Here is a 25242-nt window from a genome sequence, read left to right on the forward strand (position 1 = left end):
GCGCCAGCGGGTCGCGCCGCCGCCCTGCCGGGAGTTTTCCGAAACGCTCATGAGCGAACCACACGTCTCTTCAACCGTATCCAGCGGCTCTCTGGACAGCGTCTTTCGCGTCGCCGCGTTGCAGATGGTCAGCACACCGGATCGCGACCGCAATCTCGCCGAAGCGCAACGCCTGATCGCCGAAGCCGCCGCCGACGGCGCGCAACTGGTCCTGCTGCCCGAATACTTCTGTTTCATGGGCTTCAAGGACACCGACAAGCTGGCGGTGCGCGAACCCTATCAGGACGGCCCGATCCAGCGTTTTCTCGGCGACGCCGCGCGCCGTCACAATGTCTGGGTGATTGGCGGCACGCTGCCGCTCACCGCGCCGGAAGCGTCGCGCGTGCTGAACACCACGCTGGTGTTCGACCCGCAGGGCAACGAGGCCGCCCGCTATGACAAGATCCATCTGTTCAACTTCGAAAAGGGTGAGGAATCGTTCGACGAGGCGCGCACCATCCGTCCCGGCGACGCAGTCCGCACGTTCGAAGCGCCGTTCGGCCGCGTCGGCCTGTCGGTCTGCTACGATCTGCGCTTTCCGGAGTTGTACCGGCGCATGGGCGACTGCGCGCTGATCGTGGTGCCGTCGGCGTTCACGTACACCACCGGCCGTGCCCATTGGGAAATGCTGCTACGCGCCCGCGCGGTCGAAAACCAGTGTTACGTGCTGGCCGCGGCACAAGGCGGCAAACACGAAAATGGCCGCCGGACCTGGGGCCACAGCATGCTGATCGACCCTTGGGGTGAAATCGTCGCGGTGCGCGACGAGGGCGCCGGCGTGGTCGCCGGCAATCTGGAGCGTGCGCGCATCGACGAGGTCCGACAGAGCCTGCCCGCCTGGCGTCATCGCGTGCTCAGTTGATTGCTGGGGCGAATCCCGCGCGGCATTGAAAGTGCGGCGCCCGCCACTCATATAGTGAGCGTGGCGCTAACCGAATCCTTCGTATCGAGCAGAACATACTTCGCATGAACATCATCGAACCCGGTATCCGTAATCTCGCCACCGCCAAGGACATCCTCCTGACGCCCTACGGTCTCGACGAAGCCCTGCTCACCCGCACGCTCGCCGAAATCTTCACGCACAAGATCGACTACGCGGACCTGTACTTCCAGTACACGCGCAGCGAGGCGTGGAGTCTCGAAGAAGGCATCGTCAAGTCGGGCAGCTTCAGTATCGACCAGGGCGTGGGCGTGCGTGCCGTATCGGGCGACCGCACGGCGTTCGCGTATTCGGACGACCTGTCGCCCGAAGCGATTCGCCAGGCCGCGCTCGCCACGCGTGCGATCGCCAAAGTGGGCGGCGGCAAGCAGAAAATCAAGGCGGCTTCGTCGCTGGTCGGCATTGCCGGGCGCGATCTGTATCTGCCGTCCGACCCGCTGCATTCGCTCGACGCCACCGCCAAGGTCAAACTGCTCGAACGCATCGAACAGATGGCGCGTGGCCGCGATCCGCGTATTCAGCAGGTCATGGCCGGCCTCGCCGGTGAATACGATGTGGTGCTGGTGGCGCGCAGCGACGGCGGCTTCGCGGCCGACATCCGGCCGCTGGTGCGCGTGTCGGTCACGGTGATCGCCGAGCAGAACGGCCGGCGTGAAATCGGCAGTGGCGGCGGCGGTGGCCGCTTCGACTACGGCTATTTCACTGACGAGGTGCTGTCGGGCTACGTCGACGACGCCGTTCACGCCGCGCTGGTAAATCTGGACGCGCGTCCGGCGCCGGCCGGCGCGATGACCGTCGTGCTCGGACCGGGCTGGCCCGGCGTGCTGCTGCACGAAGCGATCGGCCACGGGCTCGAAGGCGACTTCAACCGCAAGGGCTCGTCGGCATTCGCGGGACGCATCGGCGAACAGGTCGCCGCCAAGGGCGTCACCGTGGTCGACGACGGCACGCTGCCGAACCGCCGCGGCTCGCTGAATATCGACGACGAAGGCAATCCGACCCAGTGCACCACGTTGATCGAAGACGGCATCCTGAAGGGCTACATTCAGGACACGCTGAACGCGCGCCTGATGAAGATGCCGGTCACCGGCAACGCGCGCCGCGAGTCTTACGCCGCGCTGCCGATGCCGCGCATGACCAACACGTACATGCTGAACGGCGACAAGGACCCGAAGGAAATCATCGAGTCGGTGAAGAACGGCTTGTATGCGGTGAACTTCGGCGGCGGTCAGGTGGACATCACCAACGGCAAGTTCGTGTTCTCGGCTTCCGAGGCGTACATGATCGAAAACGGCAAGGTCACCTACCCGGTAAAAGGCGCGACGCTGATCGGCAGCGGCCCGGAATCGCTGAAATTCGTCAGCATGATCGGCAACGACATGAAACTCGATTCGGGCGTAGGCGTATGCGGCAAGGAAGGCCAGAGCGTGCCGGTGGGCGTCGGCCAGCCGACGCTGCGGATCGACCGGATGACGGTGGGCGGCACGGCCTGATCGTGAAGCAAATGCATACTTCGTGAGCATTTAGCACGAAGTATGCGGATTTCCCGCATTTTTGCACCCCACGGCTTGCACCGCACGGTCTGCCCGGGTTATAAAGTCACTCACCCTTTTTACCAGCCACCCCATTTCGCCATGTCCGCCAAGTTTTACTTTTACTTTTTTTGGCATCTCAGACCGCTGGCGGATCGAGAGGGGTGTTAGTGCACGCAAGACACCAAGAATTCCCGAAAAACCGCCAGCCAGTCTGGCGGTTTTTTTTCGTCTCACGCCTTTGAAACCGAACACGCTACGAACCGATTCAGGAGAAACACCATGCCCCCGCACAACACCGACGATGTCCGTATCCGCGAATTGAAAGAACTCACGCCGCCCGCTCACCTGATCCGCGAATTCGCCTGCGACGAAACGGTGTCCGACGTGATCTACCACTCGCGTAACGCGATGCATCGCATTCTGCATGGCATGGAAGACCGCCTGATCGTCATCATCGGGCCGTGCTCGATTCACGACACCAAGGCGGCGATGGAATACGCCGGCCGCCTCGTCGAGCAACGCAAGCGTTTCGCCGGCGAGCTCGAAATCGTGATGCGCGTGTACTTCGAAAAGCCGCGCACCACGGTGGGCTGGAAGGGTCTCATCAACGACCCGCACATGGACAACAGCTTCAAGATCAACGACGGCCTGCGCACCGCGCGCGAGCTGCTGTTGCGAATCAACGAACTCGGCTTGCCGGCCGGCACCGAATACCTCGACATGATCAGCCCGCAGTACATCGCGGATCTGATCTCGTGGGGCGCGATCGGCGCGCGCACGACCGAATCGCAGGTGCACCGCGAGTTGGCCTCGGGGCTGTCGTGCCCGGTCGGCTTCAAGAACGGCACGGACGGCAACGTCAAGATCGCCGTCGACGCGATCAAGGCCGCCTCGCAGCCGCATCATTTCCTGTCGGTGACCAAGGGCGGCCACTCGGCGATCGTGTCGACCGCGGGCAATGAGGATTGCCACATCATCCTGCGCGGCGGCAAGACGCCGAACTACGACGCGGACAGCGTGAACGCCGCCTGCGCGGACATCGGCAAAGCGGGTCTGGCCGCGCGTCTGATGATCGACGCGAGCCACGCGAACAGCTCGAAGAAGCACGAGAACCAGATTCCGGTATGCGCCGATATCGGCCGCCAGATTGCTTCGGGCGACGAACGGATCGTCGGCGTGATGGTGGAGTCGCATCTCGTGGCGGGCCGCCAGGATCTGCAGGAAGGCTGTGCGCTCACTTACGGCCAGAGCATTACCGACGCCTGCATCGGTTGGGACGAAAGCATCGCCGTGCTGGAAGGTCTCGCCGACGCGGTCAAGCAACGGCGTGTGGCACGCGGCAGCGGCAACTGAAACGCGCTGCGATCGCGGTAAGGCGTCATCGAAAAAACCCGGCTCAAGCGAGCCGGGTTTTTTTTGGCCGAACGGACGAATGGTGCTCGGCAAGCCACCTCTGTACCGTAACGATTCATCGCCGGGTCGAAGAGGACTTGACGGGGTGGGAGGTTACGTATAATATTTTGTACATGAAAGGTGGTTATGGCTTGCGAAAAAGAACTCCGCTGGATGGGCTCCAGCTATCGCGATTTACTCGCCTTTCCCGAAGAAGCGCGCCGGCAAGCCGGGTTTCAGCTTGGCAAAATTCAGGCAGGTCTCGACCCCGACGACTGGCAATCGTTTGATTCGATCGGACCGGGCACGCGTGAAATTCGCATCAAAGAGGCTAACGGTATTTTTCGCGTCATGTACGTGAGCAAGTTTGTGAATGCGCTATACGTGCTTCACTGTTTGCAGAAGAAAACGCAAAGGCTCACGCCGCATGACAGAAAGATTGCCGAAACGCGTTATCGTGCCATTATTAATGATAGGAAAACTTAACAAATGACGATCGACACCCAAATTCGTCACGTCTCCAAGCCGGGCGCCAATCTGTTCCTCGAACTCGGCTTTTCCGTCGAGGAGGCGAAGCGCCTGCATGCCGCGTCGCAAAAGCAGATCAACGACACGCGGCTGCTCAAGGAGCAGCTCATGACAGAACTGTCCAGCTGGATCGAACAGCATCATTTGAAGCAGGCGGAAGCGGCCGAAGTTTTGATGGTGTCGCGCCCGCGTGTGTCCGACGTGGTCAACAAGAAGACCACCAAGTTCACCATCGACACCTTGGTGGAAATGTTGAGCCGGATCGGTAAGCCGGTCAGGTTGGCGGTTGGGTAACGCGCGCGGCGCGCGGGTCGCACGCTTTTGCGCGCGTTCATGCACGGCTTGCCGCTAACTGTCATTGCGTCTCGCCAGTTTTTACAGCCGGTGTTTATTGGGCCCCGCGCTCGTGTTGCCACAGCACATCGGTACCACCGTCCGCACGATTGAGCACCCGTGCGAGCACGAACAGCAGATCGGATAAACGGTTCACATACTGGCGCGGCGCGGCGTTGATCTCCTCCTGTTCGCCTAGCGTAACGATCGCCCGTTCGGCACGGCGGCACACGGTGCGGCTCACGTGAGCGAGCGCCGCCGCGCGCGAGCCGCCGGGCAGAATGAATTCCTTGAGCGGCGGCAAGCTGGCGTTGTAGTCGGCAAGCCAATCGTCGAGTTGGGCGAGGTGCCGGTCGGTAATCATCGTGTGGCCGGGAATGCAGAGTTCGCCGCCCAGGTCGAACAGATCGTGCTGAATCGCGATCAGCGCCACGCGCACCTTGTCGGGCAGCGTTTCGCAAAGCAGCACGCCGAGAGTCGAGTTGAGTTCGTCCACATCGCCGATCGCGGCGATCCGTGCGCTGTCCTTGCTTACGCGGCGGCCGTCGCCCAAGCCTGTGGTGCCGTCGTCGCCGGTGCGGGTGGCGATCTTGCTCAAGCGGTTACCCATGCTGTCTCCCATGCAATTCAGTGGCAATGCGTGCATGCGCGGCGGCCGGCCGGTTCCAGAACCGCTCATCGGCCACCGCGTTTATCCATATTGCGCGCATCGTGAAGTCGCCGCCATTATAGGAGCCCGAGCCGGCCCGAACGCCGGCCCATGGGCGATCGGCGTAAAATGAAGCGTATGCTGCAGAACCGCTTTGCCCCATAGATCAGGAGACATGCGTGAACCATCCCGTGCCGCCGGCCCCGCTGCGCCGGCCGTTTCCCGCCGAATTGCTGAGCGCGCTCAGGGCCGCTTTCGGCGAGCGCGTGTCGGTGGCTGAAGCCGTACGCGCCCATCATGGCCGCGACGAGTCGCCGTTCGATCCCCAACTGCCCGACGCGGTCGTTTTCGCCCGCACTACCGAAGACGTGCAGACCGTCGTCACGCTGTGCGGCCAGCATAACGTGCCGATCATTCCGTACGGCAACGGTTCGTCGCTCGAAGGACATTTGCTGGCGGTGCATGGCGGCGTCTCCATCGATCTGTCGGAAATGAACCGGGTCCTGTCGATCAACGCCGAAGACCTCACGGTCACCGTGGAACCGGGCATCTCGCGCAAGCAGTTGAACGAGGCACTGCGCGACACCGGCCTGTTCTTCCCGATCGACCCCGGCGCGGACGCGAGCATCGGCGGCATGTCGGCCACGCGAGCGTCGGGCACCAACGCCGTGCGCTACGGCACGATGCGCGAAAACGTACTCGGTCTGACCGTGGTGCTGGCCGACGGCCGCACCATCAAGACCGGCACGCGGGCACGCAAATCGTCCGCAGGGTACGACCTCACGCGCCTGTTTGTCGGCTCCGAGGGCACGCTCGGCGTGATCACGGAAATCACCGTGCGCCTGTATCCGCAACCGGAAGCCGTATCGGCCGCGGTTTGCGCGTTTCCGTCCATGGGCGACGCAGTGCGCGCCGTCATCGAAACGATCCAGATGGGCGTGCCGATCGCGCGTGTCGAGTTCGTCGACGCACTCGCCATCCGCTCGATCAACCGTCATTCGAATCTGACGCTGCAGGAAGCGCCCACATTGTTCTTCGAATTTCACGGCACGCAGGCGGGCGTGAAAGAGCAGGCGGAACTGGTGCAGGAAATCGCCGCGCAGAATTCGGGTGAAGGCTTCGAATGGGCCACCCGGCCGGAAGACCGCAGCCGTCTGTGGAACGCCCGTCACAATGCCTATTTCGCGATGCTGCAACTGAAGCCCGGTTGCCGCGCCGTGACCACCGACGTCTGCGTGCCGATCTCACGCCTCGCGGAATGCGTGCAGGAAACGGAACTGGACCTGAAAGCGTCGCCGTTGCCCTGCCCGATCGTCGGCCATGTCGGGGACGGCAATTTCCACGTGGTGATCCTGATCGATCCCGACAAGCCGGAAGAACTCGCCGAAGCCGAGCGCCTCAACCATCGGATCGTCCAACGCGCGCTGCGCATGGACGGCACCTGTACCGGCGAGCACGGCGTCGGACTGCACAAGATGGGCTTTCTGCTCGAGGAACACGGCGACGTCGCCGTCGACACGATGCGCTCGATCAAGCACGCCCTCGACCCACGCAACCTGATGAACCCCGGCAAGATTTTTAGCTGGGCGGCTTGACGGGTTGACGGGTTGACGGGTTGGCGGGCCCGGCCGTCGCGTGACGAGATGGCAACAGCAGTAACAACGGCAGCAGCGGCAGCAACCACGGCGGCACCCACGCCGCACAGCACCCCAGGCGAGACGCACGAGGAGACGAGCAACATGAACGCACCCGCTGAACTGACGGCAGAAGTACTCGCCCAGCGCCAGCGCGAAGTCGTGCAGGCGCTAATGGCCGTATTGCCGACCCACTGTCTGCTGTATCGGGAAGAGGACACCGTCGCTTACGAATGCGACGGCCTCGCCGCGTACCGGCGTCTGCCGCTCGCGGTCGCGTTGCCGGAAACGGAGTCGCAGGTGCAGCGCATCGTGCAGATCTGCCACCGTCTCGACGTGCCGATCGTGCCGCGCGGCGCGGGCACCGGTTTGTCGGGCGGCGCAATGCCGATCCGGCACGGCGTGGTGGTCTCGCTCGCCCGCTTCAGGAAAATCGTCGAAGTCGATTCCTACGCGCGAACCGCCACCGTGCAACCCGGCGTGCGCAATCTGTCGATCTCCGAAGCCGCCGCGCCGTACGGCTTGTACTACGCGCCGGACCCGTCGTCGCAGATTGCCTGCACGATCGGCGGCAACGTGTCGGAGAATTCCGGCGGCGTCCACTGCCTTAAATATGGCCTTACCGTGCACAACGTGCTGCGCGTGCGCGCGGTGACCATGGAAGGCGAGATCGTCGAATTCGGCTCGCTCGCGCCGGACGCGCCCGGTCTCGATCTGCTGGCGGTGCTGATCGGCAGCGAGGGGATGTTTGCGATCGTCACGGAAGTCACCGTCAAGCTGATCCCGAAACCGCAGTTGGCGCAGGTCATCATGGCCAGTTTCGACGACGTCGTGAAAGGCGGCGACGCGGTTGCCGGCATCATTGCCGCGGGCATCATCCCGGCGGGCCTGGAGATGATGGACAAGCCGGCCACGCGCGCCGTCGAGGAATTCGTCAAGGCCGGCTACGACCTCGACGCGGCGGCGATCCTGCTGTGCGAATCGGACGGCACGGTCGAAGAAGTCGCCGACGAAATCGTCCGCATGACCGCGGTGCTGCGTGAACAGGGCGCCACCCGCATCCAGATTTCGCGCTCGGAAAGCGAACGGCTGCGCTTCTGGTCCGGGCGCAAGAACGCGTTTCCCGCCGCCGGCCGCATTTCACCCGACTACTACTGCATGGACGGCACCGTGCCGCGCCGCAGTATCGGGCCGCTGCTGGCGCGCATCGAAGACATGGAGAAGAAGTACGGCTTGCGCTGTATCAACGTATTCCATGCTGGCGACGGCAATATGCATCCGCTGATCCTCTTCAACGGCAACGATCAGGACGAGTGGCACCGGGCCGAGGCGTTTGGTTGCGACATCCTCGAAGCCTGCGTGGAACTCGGTGGCACCGTGACCGGCGAGCATGGCGTCGGGATCGAGAAGATCAACTCGATGTGCGTGCAGTTCTCGCCCGAGGAGCGCGACACGTTCCACGCGGTCAAGCGGGCTTTCGACGCGCCCGGTTTGCTCAACCCCGACAAGGGCATTCCCACCCGGGCGCGCTGCGCGGAGTACGGCAAGATGCACGTGCGGGGCGGTTTGCTGCCCCACCCGGACCTGCCGCGTTTCTAGCGCCTGCGTCACAGAGAGCGTCACAGGGGGCGTAACCGAGGACACAACCCAAGGCCTAGCCCCAGACCAGCGCCGCGCCTGGCCTGCCACCGCGGCGCTTTCAACCCACTACCCTGATTACCCGATGCGGGTCCGCTCCTGGTTGCCAGCGAGCCCCCGCCCGGTACAATCGATCGAAACACAACGAAGCAGGACACCATGGAAGAGGACGACATCGTCGCCGTATGGTCGGAACGCGTGCGTTCCGCCAGCGCCGAGGGACGCGCGTTGCGCATCCGTGGCGGCGGCACCAAAGACTGGTACGGCCAGGCGCTGGAAGGTGACATCCTCGATACGCGCGCTTATCGCGGCATCATTGCTTACGATCCGGCGGAGCTGGTCATCACCGCGCGCGCGGGCACGCCCTTGCTGGAGATCGAAGCCGCGCTCGCCGAACATCATCAGATGCTCGCCTTCGAGCCACCGCATTTCGGGCCGCAGGCCACCTTCGGCGGCTGCATCGCGGCCGGCATCGCCGGGCCGCGCCGTCCTGCGGCCGGTGCGGCGCGCGACTTCGTGCTGGGCGCCGTGATCATGAACGGCCAGGGGCAGAAACTGCACTTTGGCGGCCAGGTCGTGAAGAACGTGGCCGGTTACGACGTCTCGCGTCTAATGGCGGGCTCGCTCGGCACGCTCGGCCTGATCCTCGAACTGTCGATCAAGGTCCTGCCGCTGCCGCAGGCCGAAACCACCCTCAAGTTCGACATGAACGGCACGGACGCGGTCCGCAAGCTCAACGAATGGGGCGGCCGGCCGTTGCCGATTACCGCGAGCGCATGGCGTCACGGCACGCTTGCCGTGCGCCTGGCCGGCGCGGAATCCGCGGTCAAGGCGGCGCGCACCGCGCTCGGCGGCGAAGTCGTCGACGCGGTCGAAGCGGAACGCTTCTGGGCCGGTCTGCGTGAACAAACCGACTCGTTCTTCGCGGCGATTCCGCCGAAAGCCGCGCTGTGGCGCCTGGCGTTACCGTCGATCACCGAGCCGCTGCAATTGCCCGGCGCGCAATTGATGGAATGGGGCGGCGGCCAGCGCTGGTGGATCACCGACACCGACGCGCAAACCGTGCGCATCAGCGCCAAGCAGGCCGGCGGCCACGCCACGATTTTCCGCACCGGCCTCGGTTACGACCGCGGCGCCGGGGTCTTCACGCCGCTCCCCACGCCGTTGATGAAAATCCATCGCGGCCTGAAAACCGCTTTCGACCCGGCCCGCATCTTCAATCGCGGCCGTCTCTACCCCGACTTCTGAGCGACGCGATGCAAACCAACCTCGCGGACTTCATTCGCAATACACCCGACGGCGACGAAGCCGACGCGATCCTGCGCAATTGCGTGCACTGCGGTTTCTGCACGGCCACCTGCCCCACCTATCAGATTCTCGGCGACGAACTCGACGGCCCGCGCGGGCGCATCTATCTGATCAAGCAGATGGTGGAAGGCGCGCCGGTCACGCGCAGCACCCAGGTTCACCTGGACCGCTGCCTGACCTGCCGTAATTGCGAAACGACCTGCCCGTCCGGCGTGCAATACGGCCGGCTGGTGGAAATCGGCCGCAAGATCACCGAGGAAAAAGTTACGCGACCGGCCGGTCAGCGGCTGGTGCGCCGGTTGCTCGCGAGCTTCGTGCCGAACAGCGCGCTGTTCACGCCGACCATGCGGATCGGCCAGCACTTCCGCGCGCTGCTGCCGAAGAAACTGCGCGACAAGGTGCCCGCGCGGCAACGTCCGCTCGAATGGCCGACGGCGAAGCACGAGCGCAAGATGCTGATGCTGGCAGGCTGCGTCCAACCGTCCATGATGCCGAACGTGAACATCGCGACCGCCCGTGTGCTCGACGCGCTCGGCGTGGAAACGCTGATTGCGCCGGACGCCGGCTGTTGCGGCGCGATCCGCCTGCATCTGGGCTACAACGACGAAGCGCTCGACGATCTGCGCGCCAACATCGACGCATGGTGGCCGTATGTCGAGCAGGGCGTGGAAGCGATCGTCATGAACGCGTCCGGCTGCGGCGCGACGGTCAAGGAATACGCGCACCTGCTGCGCGACGATCCGGCGTACGCGGAGAAGGCCGCCCGGATCGTGGCGTTGACGCGCGACATCGCGGAAATCCTGCCGGAGTTCGAGGAAGCACTGGTCGCCGTCACCCGCCGCCGCGCGGTGCATACGGTGGCGTTTCATCCGCCTTGCACGTTGCAGCATGGTCAGCAGGTGCGCGGCCGGGTCGAACACGTGCTCGCCGCACTCGGCGTCGACGTTCGGCTGCCCGCCGACAGTCATCTCTGCTGCGGTTCCGCCGGCACTTACTCGCTGACGCAACCCAAGCTCTCGTATGCGCTGCGCGACCAGAAGCTCGAACGATTGCAGGCGCAGGAGCCGCAGGTCATCGTGTCGGCGAACGTCGGCTGCATTGCGCATCTGCAAAGCGGCACGCAGACGCCGGTCGCGCACTGGATCGAACTGGTCGAACACATGCTGTCCGTATAATCGGGACATCGCCTTAACCGGTTTCAGCTTACGCGCCATGCCCGATCTGATTCACAACCTCGAAGCGGTGCAGCAGCGCATCGCCGCGGCCGCGCAGGTGGCCGAACGCGACCCGCGTTCGATCACCCTGCTCGCGGTGTCCAAGACCTTCCCTGCCGAAGACGTACGCGCCGCGCACGCCGCCGGCCAGCGCGCCTTCGGTGAAAACTACGTGCAGGAATCGCTGACCAAGATCGACACGCTCGCCGATCTGCGCGCGTCGCTCGAATGGCATTTCATCGGCCCGTTGCAGTCGAACAAGACGCGGCCGGTCGCCGAGCAATTCGACTGGGTGCATTCGGTCGACCGGCTGAAAATCGCGCAGCGGCTGTCGGAGCAGCGGCCCGATCATCTGCCGCCGCTGAACGTGTGCCTGCAGGTGAATATCAGCGGCGAGGCGTCGAAAAGCGGCGTGAGCGTGGCCGAGGCCGTGGAAGTCGCGCCCGCGATCGCCGCGCTGCCGAAGCTGAATTTGCGCGGCCTGATGGCGATTCCGGAGCCAGCCGGCAGCATCGACGATCAGCGTGTGCCGCATCGCCGGTTGCGCGAGTTGTTCGAGCGTTTGCGCGACGACGGACTCGAACTCGATACGTTGTCGATGGGCATGTCGAGCGACCTCGAAGCCGCGGTGCTCGAAGGCGCCACGATCGTGCGCGTCGGCACCGCGATTTTCGGCGCACGGGATTACTCCAACTGACTCGTGCAAGCCCTTTGACGATTCATTGGGCGCTGCACGGCACTACTCTTTAAACATCATGAAAATTGCTTTTATCGGCGGTGGCAATATGGCCGCCGCGTTGATCGGCGGTCTTATCAAGCGTGGCGTCGCGCCGGCCGACCTCTACGCGATCGATCCCAACGAAGCGACCCGCGAGCGCAATGAGCAGCAGTTCGGCATCAAGACCGGCGCGGCTGCCGATACTGCGCTCGCCGCGTACGACGCCGTCGTGCTGGCCGTGAAGCCGCAGATACTGAAGAGCGTCGCCGAAGGGCTGGCGCCGCATCTGAACGCGTCGCAACTGGTGGTCAGCATCGTCGCCGGGATTCGCATGGAAGACATGTCGCGCTGGCTTAACGGTCATGCGCGGGTCGTGCGGGTGATGCCGAATACGCCTGCGTTGATCGGCATGGGCGTGACCGGGTTGGTCGCCACCGCAAGCGTCGACCAAGCGGGTCGTGCGCTCGCGTCGCAGGTGCTGGGCGCGGTCGGCGAAACGGTCTGGTTCGACGACGAAGCGAAGATCGACGCGGTCACCGCGATCTCGGGCAGCGGGCCGGCCTATGTGTTCTATTTCATTGAGGCGCTGCAGGAAGCCGCGCGCCAGCTCGGCATGGATGAAGCGCAAGGCCGCGCGCTCGCTGTCGCCACTTTCACCGGCGCGGCGCAACTGGCGGCGAATTCCGACGAAGCGCCGAGCCTGTTGCGCGAACGGGTGACGTCGAAAGGCGGTACGACGGCGGCGGCGCTGGCATCGTTCGACGCCAGCGGAATCAAGGACGCGATCGTACGCGGCGTACTCGCCGCCGACGCGCGCGCCAAGGAAATGGGCGGCGAGTTCGGCAAGCTGTAAGCGCAGCGAGGTGTCGGAAAGGATGTTGTAGCGGGTCAACGCCCCGGTTCACGCTGGGGCGTTGTCAACCACGCCGGAACGAAGCGTAAAGCGCGACCCGCCGATTCGAGCCGCTGCGGCCTGTGCGCCGCCAAACCGGAGCCGCCGGTGCGACGCCGGCGCCGAACACCTAGAACGAGGCCGCCGCGTAGTGCGCGGCAATGCCCACGAACAGCACGCCGCCGAGCCAGTTGTTGTGCCTGAAGGCCGCGAAGCACGCCATCCGCTCGCGATGGCGGATCAGCCTGTAGTGATAGATCGCGCAGCCCAAGGCCGCCGCCCATCCCAGCCAGTACAACCAGCCGAACCCCAGCTTCACGCCGACGCCGACGTAGATCCCCAACGTCACCGCGTAGCACAGCATGATCGCGGCCACGTCGAAGCGGCCGAAGGTCAGCGCCGAAGTACGAATGCCGATCTTGATGTCGTCGTCACGATCCACCATCGCATACTCGGTGTCGTACGCGACCGACCAGAACACGTTGGCGAGCAGCATCACCCACGCGAGCAACGGCACGTGGCCCTGCACGGCGGCGAACGCCATCGGGATACCGAAGCCGAACGCGATGCCGAGATACGCCTGGGGAATCGCCAGAAACCGCTTGGTGAACGGATACGAACCCGCGACGAACAACGCCGCCACGGAAAGCTCTTTAGTCAGCGCGTTGAGCGGCAGAATCAGCAGGAACGCGATCAACGACAACCCGGCCGCCACGGCCACCGCTTCCCACGCCTTGATCTTGCCCGACGTGACCGGACGGTTTTCAGTGCGCTTCACATGACGATCGAAATCGCGGTCCGCATAGTCGTTGATCGCGCAACCGGCCGAGCGCATCAGCACGGTGCCGACGCAGAAGATCACCAGCAGCGGCCACGTCGGATGGCCGTCCGAAGCGATCCACAACGCGTTGAGCGTCGGCCACAGCAGCAGCACCGTGCCGATCGGCTTGTCCATCCGGACGAGGCGCAGAAACAGGGGAAGTCGGGCGAACATGGGTCGATTCGGTGAAGGGCGAGAACGGTGCCGCTATTTTACGGGATGCGCAATGCGAGCCGCTGCCAGTCGGGCCGGACTGCTTTATGAAACTGCAGCGAAAACCGTTGCCGCAAAAAACAAAGCCTCCCAAACGGAGGCTTTGTTTTTATTCAAGCTCGACGACAACGCACGAACTCAATGTGAAGCGTTGGCCGTACGTAATCAAGCCAGCATCGAACGCAGCATCCACGCGGTCTTTTCGTGCGTTTGCATGCGTTGCGTCAGCAGGTCGGCGGTCGGCTCGTCGTTCGCGGCTTCCGTCGACGGGAAAATCGCGCGCGCGGTGCGCACCACGGCTTCCTGGCCTTCCACCAGCTGGCGGATCATTTCTTCAGCAGCCGGCACGCCGTCCGCTTCCGGAATCGACGACAGCTTGGCGAATTCCTTATAGCTGCCCGGCGCATGCACGCCCAGCGCGCGAATCCGTTCAGCGATCGAATCGACCGCCAGCGCGAGCTCGTTGTACTGCGTTTCGAACATCAGGTGCAGCGTGTTGAACATCGGACCCGTCACGTTCCAGTGGAAGTTGTGAGTCTTCAGATAGAGCGTGTAGGTGTCGGCGAGCAGACGCGACAAACCTTCGGCGATCTTCTTGCGATCCTTGTCGGTGATACCGATATTGACGTGCTGTACGGCTTCTTTCTTGGCCATGATGACTCCTTTGAAGAGTGATACGAACCGGTCGGCATAGTGACGATCTGCCAATGGCGAACCCGGCAAACCCGGCACTTCGAACGCCCGACAGTTTAGCGTAGAAAACTGCCGCGTTCGTGTGACGCGTGGTCGCCTGCCGCACCCACGGCCACGCCGCGATCAACCGCCGAGCGCGTGTTGCAGCGCTTGCGAGACGAGCACCGCGAGTCCGCTCGAGACGATCGCGAAACCCAGCGCGCGCCGCAGCATGGCTGCCTGTTGCACGGCCTGTTGCCGCTGTCCGCCGCGCGCGGCGGGCGAGCCACCGATGGTGGCCATCATCATCTGGATCATGATCGTGCTCCGTCGATTCGTAGTCGATTCGTATCGTTTCCGGCGGGACGCCCATGCGCCCCGCCGTTGCTGCATCACTTCAATCAAGCTTGCCCGCTTACTTCTTGCGGCTTTCCGCGAGCTCCGCCAGCGCGGCGATCACGCCTTCCGCGTAAGCCGGGTCGGCCCGGCGGAAATGCTCGATCTGACGCGCGACGATCTCCTGCGGCACACCGTCGATATGACGCGCGATGTTGCCGAACAGACGCTGACGCTGCGCCGCGTCGAAGAGCGCGAACAGCATGCCCGGCTGCGTGTAGTAGTCGCCGTCCTGACGATGATCGTAGCGATCCACCGCGCCGGCCGCGAGCGGCGGTTCCGCCGCGTTCACGTCTTGCGCGAAGTCGCCGAAACGATTCGGCTCGTAATTCACGTTACCGCCGAGGTTGCCGTCCGTGCGCATCGCGCCGTCGCGATGGAACGAATGCGGGCTCGGCACGCGCGACGCGTTCACCGGAATCTGATGGTGATTGATCCCAAGGCGATAACGCTGGGTGTCGCCGTACGAGAACAAGCGGCCCTGCAACAGACGATCCGGCGAGAAACCGATGCCCGGCACCACGTTGGCCGGCGTGAACGCCGCCTGTTCCACGTCCGCGAAATAATTGGCCGCGTTGCGGTTCAACTCGATCGTGCCCACGTCGATCAGCGGATAGTCCTTCTGCGACCACACCTTCGTGACGTCGAACGGATTGAAGCGGTAGGTGGCGGCTTCCGCTTCCGGCATCACCTGGATCGCGAAACGCCACGTCGGGAAGTTGCCCGCGTCGATGTTGCCGATCAGATCGCGTTGTGCGCTTTCACGGTCTTGCGCGACCACCTGCGCCGCTTCGGCATCGGTGAAATTTTCAACGCCTTGCTGCGACTTGAAGTGGAACTTCACCCAGAACCGCTCGTTGTTCGCGTTGATGAACGAGTACGTGTGCGAACCGAAACCGTGCATGGTCCGGAAGTTTTGCGGAATACCACGGTCGCTCATCAGAATCGTCACCTGATGTAACGACTCCGGATGACGCGACCAGAAATCCCAGGCCGCGACATTGCTGCGCATGTTCGTGTACGGATCGCGCTTCTGCGTGTGGATGAAGTCCGGAAACTTCAGCGGATCGCGGATAAAGAACACCGGCGTGTTGTTGCCGACCACGTCCCAGTTGCCCTCTTCGGTGTAGAACTTGATCGAGAAACCGCGAACGTCGCGTTCCGCATCGGCCGCGCCGCGTTCGCCGGCCACCGTCGAAAAGCGCATGAAAAGCGGCGTGTCCTTGCCGACTTCGGCGAACACCTTGGCCTTCGTGAAGCGGGAAATGTCGTGCGTGACTTTCAGCGTGCCGAATGCGCCCGAGCCTTTGGCATGAACGCGGCGCTCGGGGATCACTTCGCGATCGAAGTGAGCGAGCTTTTCGAGCAGCCAGACGTCTTGCAACATGACCGGACCGCGCGCGCCGGCGGTCATCGAATTCTGGTTGTCGGCAATGGGGGCGCCGGCGGCGTTGGTGAGCTTACTTTCGGACATGCGTGACTCCTGATGAGCTTTTATCGAAACTGAATGTGGGGGAGAGGCGCGGCACACGAATGCCGGAAAACCGAGACGTCAGGCGGACAGCGCGCGATCGACCAGCAGGGACAGCGCAACGGTTCGAATGCTCTGCACCGACGCGGCAAAAGTGCTGATAGCGGCGTCAGCCGATTGAGCATTGAGAGTCGGGTCTTGCTGCGGGTTCGATGACGACATGCTTTCCTCCGGGGTCTTATGGGATCGGGCGATCCATGGAGGAAACTATAACAATGCTATCGAATTGACGTGTTTGATTAATTTTATCTATTCGATAGCGAGGGCGGCGAGCGCCGCCCCTTGACGTCTCGCGCCGTCCATTCAGTTCACGGCGACGGGCAATTCCAGTTTCTTGACGCCCGGCAGGTCGCAGGCGTTGATCGCGTCGCAAATGGCGTCGATAGCCGGCATGCGCGTGAAGCTCTTGCGCCAGGCGAGCACGACGCGGCGATCCGGCACGGGTTCGTCGAACGCGACGTAGCTGAGCAGGCCCGCGTCGATCCCGCCGGCATGTGGCTTGACCTCGTGCACCGACATGCGCGGCAGCACGGTAATGCCAACGCCGCTCGCCACCATATGCCGAATGGTCTCCAGCGAGGAGCCTTCGAACGTCTTCTGGATGCCGTCCGCATTCTGCGAGAACCGCATCAACTCCGGGCAGACGCCCAGCACGTGGTCGCGGAAGCAGTGACCGCTGCCAAGCAGCAGCATGGTTTCCTGTTTCAGATCGTCGGCGTCGATTTTCGCGCGGTTTTCCCACGCATGGCCGGACGGCAGCGCGACGACGAACGGCTCGTCGTACAGCGGGCGCAGCATCAGGCCGGTTTCCGGGAACGGCAGCGCCATGATCGCGACGTCGATCTCCCCCTGCTTGAGCAGTTCGATCAGCTTGAGCGTGTAATTTTCCTGCAGCATCAGCGGCATCTGCGGGACGCGCTTGATCATCTGCTTGACCAGCGTGGGCAACAGATACGGCCCGATCGTATAGATCACGCCAAGGCGCAGCGGCCCGACCAGCGGGTCTTTGCCCTGCTTGGCGATTTCCTTGATGGCGAGGGTTTGCTCCAGAACGCGCTGAGCTTGCGTGACGATCTGTTCGCCGATCGGCGTGACGCTGACCTCGCTGGTGCCGCGCTCGAAGATCTGGACGTTCAGTTCGTCCTCCAGCTTCTTGATGGCCACCGACAAGGTCGGCTGGCTAACGAAACATGCCTCGGCGGCCCGGCCGAAGTGCCGCTCGCGGGCCACCGCGACGATGTATTTCAGTTCGGTGAGCGTCATTGGGGGATCAATCAGTGCGGTGAGTTCGATAGGTTCTAGTTATACACCCTATGGGGTCGGTTCGCCAACCTCTTTGGATTGCCGGGCTGGGCGGCGCGCCTGATTGAAGGCAAACTCGCGTGATTCACCGTACCTACTTTTTTCACTCGACCCGCAGGAGACACCCGATGATGAGGCGAATCGTTGCCCTCGCTATTCTTTCCGCCGTACACCTTCATGCGATGGCCGCATCCGAACCGGCCGTCGAGGCCAAAAACGGCATGGTCGTTTCGTCGCAGAATCTCGCCTCCGAAATCGGTATCGCGATGCTGAAACAAGGCGGCAACGCGGTCGACGCCGCCGTCGCCGTGGGCTACGCGCAGGCCGTGACCAATCCGTGTTGCGGCAATATCGGCGGTGGCGGCTTCATGACGCTGCATCTCGCGGACGGTCAGGATCGCTTCATCAACTTCCGCGAAACCGCGCCGGCCGCGGCCAGCGCGAACATGTATCTGGACGCCGACGGCAAAGTGCGGCCCGGTGAGAGCCTGTACGGCTATCGCGCGGTGGGCGTGCCCGGCACGGTTGCGGGTCTCGATCTCGCGCAACGCAAATACGGCAAGCTGACGCGTCAGCAGGTCATGGCGCCGGCCATCAAGCTGGCGCGCGAAGGCTTCATTCTGACCCGCGCGGACACCGACATTCTCGACACCACGGTGCAACGCTTTCGCACCGATCCGGACGCCGCGCGAATCTTCCTGCGTCGCGACGGCACACCGCTGCAGCCGGGCGACCGTCTGGTGCAGCGCGATCTCGCCAGGACGCTGGAAGACATCGCCCGTCGCGGCCCCGACGCGTTCTATCGCGGACGCATTCCGCAGATCGTCGAAGCCGCGTCGAGCAAGAGCGGCGGCCTGATCACCGCCGCGGATTTCGCCGCCTACAAGGCCGAAGATACCGAGCCGCTGAAGTGCAACTATCGCGGCTACGATTTCATCTCCGCGCCGCCGCCGAGCTCGGGGGGCGTCACGCTCTGCGAGACGCTGAACATTCTCGAAGGCTATGACATGCGCGGCCTCGGCTTCCACTCGGCCGCCTCCGTGCACTACATGACCGAGGCCATGCGTCACGCGTACCTCGATCGCAATACGCTGCTCGGCGATCCGGCGTTCATCAAGAACCCGGTCGACAAGTTGCTGAGCAAGGACTACGCGGCGAGTATCCGCACCTTGATTACCGCCGACACCGCGACGCCATCGAAAGACGTGCAACCGGGTTACGGCGTACACGAGAAGCCGGAAACCACCCACTACTCGATCATCGACAAGGCCGGCAACGCGGTATCGACCACTTATACGGTCAACGGCCGCTTCGGCGCCGTCGTGATCGCGCCGGGCACGGGCTTCTTCCTGAACGACGAGATGGACGATTTCACCGTCAAGGTCGGCGTGCAGAATCTGTTCGGGCTGGTACAGGGTTCGCGTAACTCGATCGCACCGGGCAAGCGTCCGTTGTCGTCGATGGCGCCCACGGTCGTGACGAAAGACGGCAAGGTCTTCATGGTGCTGGGCTCGCCGGGCGGCTCGCGGATCATCACGATCACGCTGCAAACGGCGCTCAACGTGATCGACTACGGCATGGTGCCGCAAGACGCGGTCGACGCGCCGCGGATTCATCACCAGTGGCTGCCGGACGAGGTGGACTACGAGACGCAGGGTTTGTCGCCGGATACGCTGAAAATCCTGCAGCAGATGGGCTACAAAATGGTCGAGCAGACGCCATGGGGCGCGGCGGAGTTGATCATGGCGGGGTTGCCGGGAACCGAAGCGGCGAGCCGGGTGAGCTCGGGCAACGACTCGTCGGTGTCGGGCCAGGTTCGGCAGGGCTTCTTTTATGGGTCGAACGATCCGCGACGCCCGGCGGGGTCGGCGGTCGGATATTGATGCGTTGAAACGCTAAAAACCCCGGAAGAAGCGCATGCTTTTCCCGGGGTTTTTCTTTTTGCTCCTGCGCTCCGCAGACCTGCCGGCGTCACGCTTTCAGGTACTGCTCCCGCGCGCCGAGCCAGCGGGCCAGGTGTTGCATCACGACGTCCGGGTACTTGTCGAGCAACGCCGCCGCCGCTTCGCGCGCGGGCTCGATGAGCCACTGATCGTTCTGGAGATCCGCGAATCGCAGCATCGCCGCGCCCGATTGCCGCGCACCTAAAAACTCTCCCGGTCCGCGAATCTCGAGATCGCGGCGAGCGATTTCGAAGCCGTCGGTCGTCTCACGCATGGTCTGCAGGCGTGCGCGCGCCGTCATCGACAAGGGACCGGTATAAAGCAGCACGCAAACCGACGCCGCACTGCCGCGCCCGACTCGTCCGCGCAACTGGTGCAATTGAGCGAGACCAAACCGCTCCGCGTGTTCGATCACCATCAGCGACGCATTCGGCACGTCGACGCCCACTTCGATCACCGTCGTCGCGACCAGCAACTGCACTTCGTTGCGCGTGAACTCGTCCATCACCGCGGCTTTCTCGGCCGGCGCCAGGCGTCCATGCACGAGGCCGACCTTCAATTCGGGCAACGCGGCGATCAGCGTTTCGTAGGTTTCCACGGCGGTCTGCAATTGCAGCGTCTCGCTTTCCTCGATCAGCGGACACACCCAATACACCTGACGCCCCGTCAGCGCCGCTTCGCGCACGCGGCCGATCACCTCCTCGCGGCGCGCGTCGGACACCAGCTTGGTCAGAATCGGCGTGCGCCCGGGCGGCAATTCGTCGATGGTCGACACGTCGAGATCGGCGTAATAGGTCATGGCGAGCGTGCGCGGAATCGGCGTAGCGGACATCATCAGTTGATGCGGCTGGAAATCGCGCGCGCCGTCGGCGGCTTTCTGCGCCTTGGCGCGCAACGCCAGCCGTTGCGCCACGCCGAATCGGTGCTGCTCGTCGACGATCACGAGGCCGAGGCGCGCGAACTCGACCGCGTCCTGAATGATCGCGTGCGTGCCGATCACGAGTTGCGCGGTGCCGAGCGCGGCGGCTTCGATTGCGGCGCGTTTTTCCTTGGTCTTCAAACTGCCCGCGAGCCACGCGACGCTCACGCCGAGCGGCTCCAGCCAGCCGCGCAATTTGCGCGCGTGCTGCTCGGCGAGGATTTCGGTCGGCGCCATCAGCGCGGCCTGGTAGCCGGCGTCGATCGCCTGCGCGGCCGCCAACGCGGCGACGATCGTCTTGCCGCTGCCGACGTCGCCCTGCAATAGCCGCTGCATCGGATGCGGCTGCGTCAGATCGAGCGCGATCTCGCCGCCCACGCGTTCCTGCGCGGCCGTCAGCGAAAACGGCAGCGCCTTCAGCAAACGCGCGACCAGCGCGGACTCGTCGCCGAGCTTGCGACGCGGCATGGCGGGCGCGGCACGCGTGCGGCGCTCGTCGTGTGCCCGTTTGAGCGACATCTGCTGCGCGAGCAGTTCCTCGAACTTGATGCGGACCCACGCCGGATGCGTGCCGTCGATCAGCGCGGTCTCGTCCGACTGCACGCCCGGATGATGCAGCGTGCGCACCGCGTCCATCAGCGTCGGCACGCCGAGCGGCCGCATGTAGGTCTGCGCGATCGGCTCGGGCAGCAATTCGGGCAACGCGGTGCGCGACAACGCGTTGTCGATCGATTTGCGCAGATAGGCTTGCGTCACGCCCGCGGTGCTCGGGTAGACGGGCGTGAGCGCCTGCGGCAGCGGCGTGTCTTCGTCGACCACGCGCACCGCCGGATGCACCATCTCCATGCCGAAGAAACCGCCGCGAACGTCGCCGCGCACCCGCAAGCGCGCGCCGATCGCCATCTGCTTGACCTGCGAGCCGTAGAAATTCAGGAAGCGCAGCACGAGTTGGTCGCCGTGATCGTCGTGCAGTTTCACCAGCAACTGCCGACGCGGGCGATAGGCGATCTCGTTGTCGAACACCACGCCTTCGGTTTGCGAGATGCCGCCCGGCAGCAAGTGGCCGATTGGGGTCAACTGGGTCTCGTCCTCGTAGCGCATCGGCAGATGCAGCACGAGGTCGATGTCGCGTGTGAGGCCGAGTTTGGCGAGCTTGTCGGCAGTTTTTTCGGCCGGCTTGGGCGTGGACTTGCCGGCAGGTTTGGCGGTGGACTTGCCTGCGGGTTTAGTTGCGGACTTCAAGGCGGATTTGCCGGCCGGCCGGTCGCCGAAGATGGAGTCCGGTTTATCAGCGGCCTGGGCGCCGGGCGTGTCGCCTTCGTGCGCGGCTCTGTCGCTGTTCAGCGTGACGCCCGCGCTATCCTCGCCCGTCTGCGCTACCGCCTTGCCGCGCGACACGCGGCGCCTGGGTTCGGCGCTCGCTTCGTCGGTGTTTTGGGGCAATCGGCGGTCGGACAAAGGCATGGGCTGCTTCGCAAGTACAATATCGGCTGTCAAAGGGTAACGCCGCCATACAGCGCGCGGGCTCGCGGGCCGCTCTGGCGTCCCGCAATCATAGCCGCCCGGCTCCGGCTTCGGCTCAATTCAGTCTCAATTCGCTTCCAGTCGTTCGCATGTTTACGCTTTCCGATTTCGATTTCGATCTGCCGCCCGAGCTGATCGCGCAAGTCGCGCTGCCCGAGCGCAGCGCCAGCCGTCTGCTCGAAGTGGACAACACGGCCGACGCCGACCACGCACGTCTGGTCGATCGCCGCTTCGCCGAATTGCCCGAGTGCATCGCGCCGGGCGACCTGCTGGTCTTCAACGACACCAAAGTGCTGAAGGCGCGTTTTCTCGGCCAGAAGGCCAGTGGCGGCAAGGTCGAAGTGCTGGTGGAACGCCTCACCGGCGAGCGCACGGCGCTCGCGCAGATTCGCGCGAGCAAGAGCCCGCAGCCGGGCACCACGATCCGTCTTGCCGACGCATTCGACGTCACCCTCGGCGAGCGCGTCGAGCCGTTCTACACGCTGCATTTCCCGGACGACTGCCTGACGCTGATCGAGCAGTTCGGCCGCTTGCCGCTGCCGCCGTACATCGAGCACGACCCCGATTCGACCGACGAGACCCGCTATCAAACCGTGTTCGCGCAGAACCCGGGCGCGGTCGCGGCGCCCACCGCCGGCCTGCATTTCGACAACGCGCTGCTCGCGCGCCTCGACGCTCACGGCGTGGAACGCGCGACGCTGACGCTGCACGTCGGCGCCGGCACGTTCCAGCCGGTGCGCGTGGAGAACCTGGCCGAGCACAAGATGCATAGCGAGTGGTACCACCTGCCGCAGTCGCTCGCCGACAAGATCGCGGCGACGCGGGCGCGCGGCAACCGCGTGATCGCCGTGGGCACCACCTCGATGCGCGCGCTCGAAGCCGCCGCCCGCGACGCCGCCGTCGCCGGCCGGCCGCTCGGCGCGGCCAGCACGGAAACCGACATCTTCATCACACCGGGTTACCCGTTCCGCGTGGTCGACCGGCTGGTGACCAATTTTCATTTGCCGAAGTCGACGTTGCTGATGCTGGTGTCGGCGTTTTCGGGCGTGGAGACGATTCGCGCGGCGTATCGTCACGCGATCGAGCAGCGTTACCGCTTTTTCAGTTACGGCGACGCGATGCTGCTGACGCGGCGCGACCCGACGGCCGAGACGAGCTAGCGCTGCCTGGCTGTCTTCAAGTCGCTTCAAGAGTTTTTGTAGTTCCCTACGCCGCAGCGATTCTTCCGGTGGCATTCATCTATTTGCGCCGGACTGTTTTCCGGTAGCAACAGGAGTTTATTCATGACCGACGGTCATCAGTCGCACGGCGCGACCTTCGAGCGCCCGGAAAACGGCCTCAAATTCGAACTGCTCGGCACCGACGGCCAGGCCCGCCGCGGCCGCGTCACGCTGAATCACGGCGTGGTCGAAACGCCGATTTTCATGCCGGTCGGCACTTACGGCACGGTGAAGGCGGTCCAGCCGCGCGAGTTGGAGGAAATGCACGCGCAGATCATCCTCGGCAACACGTTTCACCTGTGGCTGCGCCCGGGGCTCGAAACGATCGAAGCGCACGGCGGCCTGCACAGCTTCATGGGCTGGAAAAAACCGATCCTGACGGACTCCGGCGGGTTTCAGGTGTTTTCGCTCGGCGATCTGCGAAAGATCACCGAAGATGGCGTCACGTTTGCGTCGCCGATCAACGGCGACAAGCTCTTCCTGTCGCCGGAAGTGTCGATGCAGATCCAGAAGGTGCTGAACTCGGACATCGTCATGCAGTTCGACGAATGCACGCCGTACGCCACCCATAACGTGCCCACTTCGCACCAGGAAGCCGCCGACTCGATGCGCATGTCGATGCGCTGGGCCCAGCGCTCGATCGACGAATTCAAGCGCCTCGGCAATCCGAACGCGTTGTTCGGCATCGTCCAGGGCGGCATGTTCGAAGATTTGCGCGACGAATCGCTGGCGGGTCTCGCGGAGAAGGATTTCCACGGTCTCGCGATCGGCGGTCTGTCGGTCGGCGAACCGAAAGAAGACATGATGCGCGTGCTGAACCACATCGGCCCGAAGCTGCCGGCCGACAAGCCGCACTACCTGATGGGCGTCGGCACGCCGGAAGACCTGGTGGCGGGCGTCGCCGCCGGCGTCGACATGTTCGACTGCGTGATGCCGACCCGCAACGCGCGCAACGGCTGGCTATTCACACGTTTCGGCGACGTCAAGATCCGCAACGCGGCGCACAAGAATTCGCTGCGCCCGCTCGACGAACAATGCGGCTGCTACACCTGCCGCAATTTCACGCGCGGCTACCTGCACCATCTGCATCGTGTCGGGGAAATCCTCGGTGCGCAGTTGAACACGATCCACAACCTGCATTACTACCTCGAACTGATGCAGGAAATCCGCGACTCGATCGACGCGAAAATGTTCGAGCCGTTCCGCAAACGCTTCCACGAGAACCGTGCGCGCGGCGTCGAGCAGGCGCCCTGAGGTTGAGCCGGCTGCGGATTCTCCCGAAGAATCCGTCGGCACGGCACGGAAAACCTTACAATCAACTTTCGTCGACGCTCGAAAAAGGCTTTAAACGGTTGATCGCAAAGCCGATTCGCCGCGCCGACCCACGTCAGGCGGATGGTAGAATAACCGGCTGATTTTTTTGATCGTTTTGATTTATAACGGAGAGACCAACGTGTCGTTCATTTCCAATGCCTTCGCCCAAGGCACAGCAACAGGTGGCATTGAATCGAACCTGATGAGCTTCCTGCCGCTGATCCTGATGTTCGGCGTGCTGTACTTCATCATGATTCGCCCGCAAATGAAGCGTCAGAAGGAACATCGCAACATGCTCGCTGCGATGGCCAAGGGCGACGAAGTGGTGACGAACGGCGGCATCGTGGGCAAAGTCACCAAGGTGGGTGAAGCTTACGTCGGCGTCGAAATCTCGGAAGGCACGGAAATCACCGTGCAAAAGGCGTCGGTAACGACGATTCTCCCGAAGGGCACGATCAAGTCGCTGTAAGGCCTGCTCTCTCGCGTCCGGCGCGGCCTCGCCGGCGATCCATGCCAACCGCTGAATCGCCCGCGCTCATCGCCGGACGCATCGCTTCCAAGCCAACCT

At 63.8% G+C, this 25242-nt stretch carries 23 protein-coding genes; 15 read left to right on the top strand and 8 right to left on the bottom strand.

Translation table 11 applies throughout. From position 1 onward, the window contains the following. The first annotated feature begins 49 nt into the window (after positions 1-49). The 5 genes from BX591_RS25980 to BX591_RS26000 all read left to right on the top strand — a co-directional run bounded on the left by BX591_RS25980 (position 50) and on the right by BX591_RS26000 (position 4728). Positions 50-901, top strand: coding sequence for a carbon-nitrogen hydrolase family protein (locus tag BX591_RS25980; RefSeq protein ID WP_111934185.1), 852 nt, complete (start codon positions 50-52; stop codon positions 899-901). A 104-nt stretch (positions 902-1005) separates the two neighbouring features. Continuing rightward, entirely contained in the window at positions 1006-2472 is a 1467-nt protein-coding gene (gene tldD / locus BX591_RS25985) for a metalloprotease TldD (protein WP_111934186.1), read from the top strand. 321 nt (positions 2473-2793) lie between these two features. Further along, positions 2794-3867: a 3-deoxy-7-phosphoheptulonate synthase AroG gene (aroG, locus tag BX591_RS25990; protein ID WP_111934187.1), complete on the top strand. Its 1074-nt coding sequence runs from the start codon at positions 2794-2796 to the stop codon at positions 3865-3867. Between the two features lie 186 nt (positions 3868-4053). Continuing rightward, the gene (locus BX591_RS25995) at positions 4054-4392 is read left to right on the top strand and encodes a type II toxin-antitoxin system RelE/ParE family toxin (protein ID WP_111934188.1); all 339 of its coding nucleotides are present in this window, start codon (positions 4054-4056) and stop codon (positions 4390-4392) included. A gap of 3 nt (positions 4393-4395) precedes the next feature. Then, complete coding sequence (locus BX591_RS26000; protein WP_111934189.1) at positions 4396-4728, top strand: helix-turn-helix domain-containing protein; 333 nt, start codon at positions 4396-4398, stop codon at positions 4726-4728. Between the two features lie 94 nt (positions 4729-4822). On the opposite strand, the gene BX591_RS26005 is transcribed toward BX591_RS26000, so the two are convergent. Next, positions 4823-5377, bottom strand: a complete 555-nt coding sequence (locus BX591_RS26005; protein WP_111934190.1) for a cob(I)yrinic acid a,c-diamide adenosyltransferase — start codon at positions 5375-5377, stop codon at positions 4823-4825. 218 nt (positions 5378-5595) lie between these two features. On the opposite strand from BX591_RS26005, the gene BX591_RS26010 reads away from it, so the two are divergent. The 6 genes from BX591_RS26010 (at position 5596) to proC (ending at position 12781) form a co-directional block, all read left to right on the top strand. Further along, the gene (locus BX591_RS26010) at positions 5596-7011 is read left to right on the top strand and encodes an FAD-linked oxidase C-terminal domain-containing protein (RefSeq protein WP_111934191.1); all 1416 of its coding nucleotides are present in this window, start codon (positions 5596-5598) and stop codon (positions 7009-7011) included. 144 nt (positions 7012-7155) lie between these two features. Further along, positions 7156-8649 carry an FAD-linked oxidase C-terminal domain-containing protein gene (locus BX591_RS26015; protein WP_111934192.1) on the top strand — a complete coding sequence of 498 codons (1494 nt, stop codon included), beginning with the start codon at positions 7156-7158 and terminating at the stop codon, positions 8647-8649. Positions 8650-8847: 198 nt separating this feature from the next. Continuing rightward, complete coding sequence (gene glcE / locus BX591_RS26020) at positions 8848-9936, top strand: glycolate oxidase subunit GlcE (RefSeq protein ID WP_111934193.1); 1089 nt, start codon at positions 8848-8850, stop codon at positions 9934-9936. An 8-nt stretch (positions 9937-9944) separates the two neighbouring features. Beyond that, entirely contained in the window at positions 9945-11171 is a 1227-nt protein-coding gene (gene glcF / locus BX591_RS26025) for a glycolate oxidase subunit GlcF (protein WP_111934194.1), read from the top strand. A 37-nt stretch (positions 11172-11208) separates the two neighbouring features. After that, positions 11209-11907, top strand: coding sequence for a YggS family pyridoxal phosphate-dependent enzyme (locus BX591_RS26030; protein WP_111934195.1), 699 nt, complete (start codon positions 11209-11211; stop codon positions 11905-11907). 58 nt (positions 11908-11965) lie between these two features. Continuing rightward, the gene (gene proC, locus BX591_RS26035; RefSeq protein WP_111934196.1) at positions 11966-12781 is read left to right on the top strand and encodes a pyrroline-5-carboxylate reductase; all 816 of its coding nucleotides are present in this window, start codon (positions 11966-11968) and stop codon (positions 12779-12781) included. Between the two features lie 169 nt (positions 12782-12950). Here proC and ubiA read toward each other — a convergent pair whose 3' ends face one another. From ubiA to BX591_RS26055, 6 genes are all read right to left on the bottom strand, one after another. Further along, positions 12951-13814: a 4-hydroxybenzoate octaprenyltransferase gene (gene ubiA / locus BX591_RS26040; protein WP_111934197.1), complete on the bottom strand. Its 864-nt coding sequence runs from the start codon at positions 13812-13814 to the stop codon at positions 12951-12953. A gap of 204 nt (positions 13815-14018) precedes the next feature. Continuing rightward, positions 14019-14507: a Dps family protein gene (locus tag BX591_RS26045; protein WP_035553319.1), complete on the bottom strand. Its 489-nt coding sequence runs from the start codon at positions 14505-14507 to the stop codon at positions 14019-14021. A gap of 162 nt (positions 14508-14669) precedes the next feature. Continuing rightward, entirely contained in the window at positions 14670-14843 is a 174-nt protein-coding gene (locus BX591_RS36590) for a hypothetical protein (RefSeq protein WP_167444615.1), read from the bottom strand. Between the two features lie 97 nt (positions 14844-14940). Next, entirely contained in the window at positions 14941-16395 is a 1455-nt protein-coding gene (locus BX591_RS26050; RefSeq protein ID WP_111934198.1) for a catalase, read from the bottom strand. 78 nt (positions 16396-16473) lie between these two features. Further along, entirely contained in the window at positions 16474-16614 is a 141-nt protein-coding gene (locus BX591_RS36595; protein ID WP_167444616.1) for a hypothetical protein, read from the bottom strand. A gap of 141 nt (positions 16615-16755) precedes the next feature. Next, the gene (locus tag BX591_RS26055; protein ID WP_105507290.1) at positions 16756-17715 is read right to left on the bottom strand and encodes a LysR substrate-binding domain-containing protein; all 960 of its coding nucleotides are present in this window, start codon (positions 17713-17715) and stop codon (positions 16756-16758) included. A gap of 170 nt (positions 17716-17885) precedes the next feature. Between BX591_RS26055 and ggt the strand changes: the two genes are divergently transcribed. Then, complete coding sequence (gene ggt, locus BX591_RS26060) at positions 17886-19637, top strand: gamma-glutamyltransferase (protein WP_111934217.1); 1752 nt, start codon at positions 17886-17888, stop codon at positions 19635-19637. 88 nt (positions 19638-19725) lie between these two features. Here the strand turns inward: ggt and recG are convergent, their stop codons facing one another. Next, a complete protein-coding gene (gene recG / locus BX591_RS26065) occupies positions 19726-22080 on the bottom strand; it encodes an ATP-dependent DNA helicase RecG (RefSeq protein WP_111934199.1) in 2355 nt (784 codons plus the stop codon). Positions 22081-22229: 149 nt separating this feature from the next. Here recG and queA point away from each other — a divergent pair, with 149 nt between their 5' ends. The 3 genes from queA (at position 22230) to yajC (ending at position 25143) form a co-directional block, all read left to right on the top strand. Further along, positions 22230-23300 (top strand): tRNA preQ1(34) S-adenosylmethionine ribosyltransferase-isomerase QueA, encoded by a 1071-nt coding sequence (gene queA, locus BX591_RS26070; RefSeq protein WP_111934200.1) that lies wholly within the window; start codon positions 22230-22232, stop codon positions 23298-23300. A 123-nt stretch (positions 23301-23423) separates the two neighbouring features. Further along, positions 23424-24614, top strand: coding sequence for a tRNA guanosine(34) transglycosylase Tgt (gene tgt, locus BX591_RS26075; protein WP_111934201.1), 1191 nt, complete (start codon positions 23424-23426; stop codon positions 24612-24614). A gap of 199 nt (positions 24615-24813) precedes the next feature. Next, positions 24814-25143 carry a preprotein translocase subunit YajC gene (gene yajC, locus BX591_RS26080; RefSeq protein ID WP_007179286.1) on the top strand — a complete coding sequence of 110 codons (330 nt, stop codon included), beginning with the start codon at positions 24814-24816 and terminating at the stop codon, positions 25141-25143. Positions 25144-25242: the final 99 nt, after the last annotated feature.

It is taken from the genome of Paraburkholderia bryophila (assembly GCF_003269035.1).
Taxonomy (GTDB): domain Bacteria; phylum Pseudomonadota; class Gammaproteobacteria; order Burkholderiales; family Burkholderiaceae; genus Paraburkholderia; species Paraburkholderia bryophila.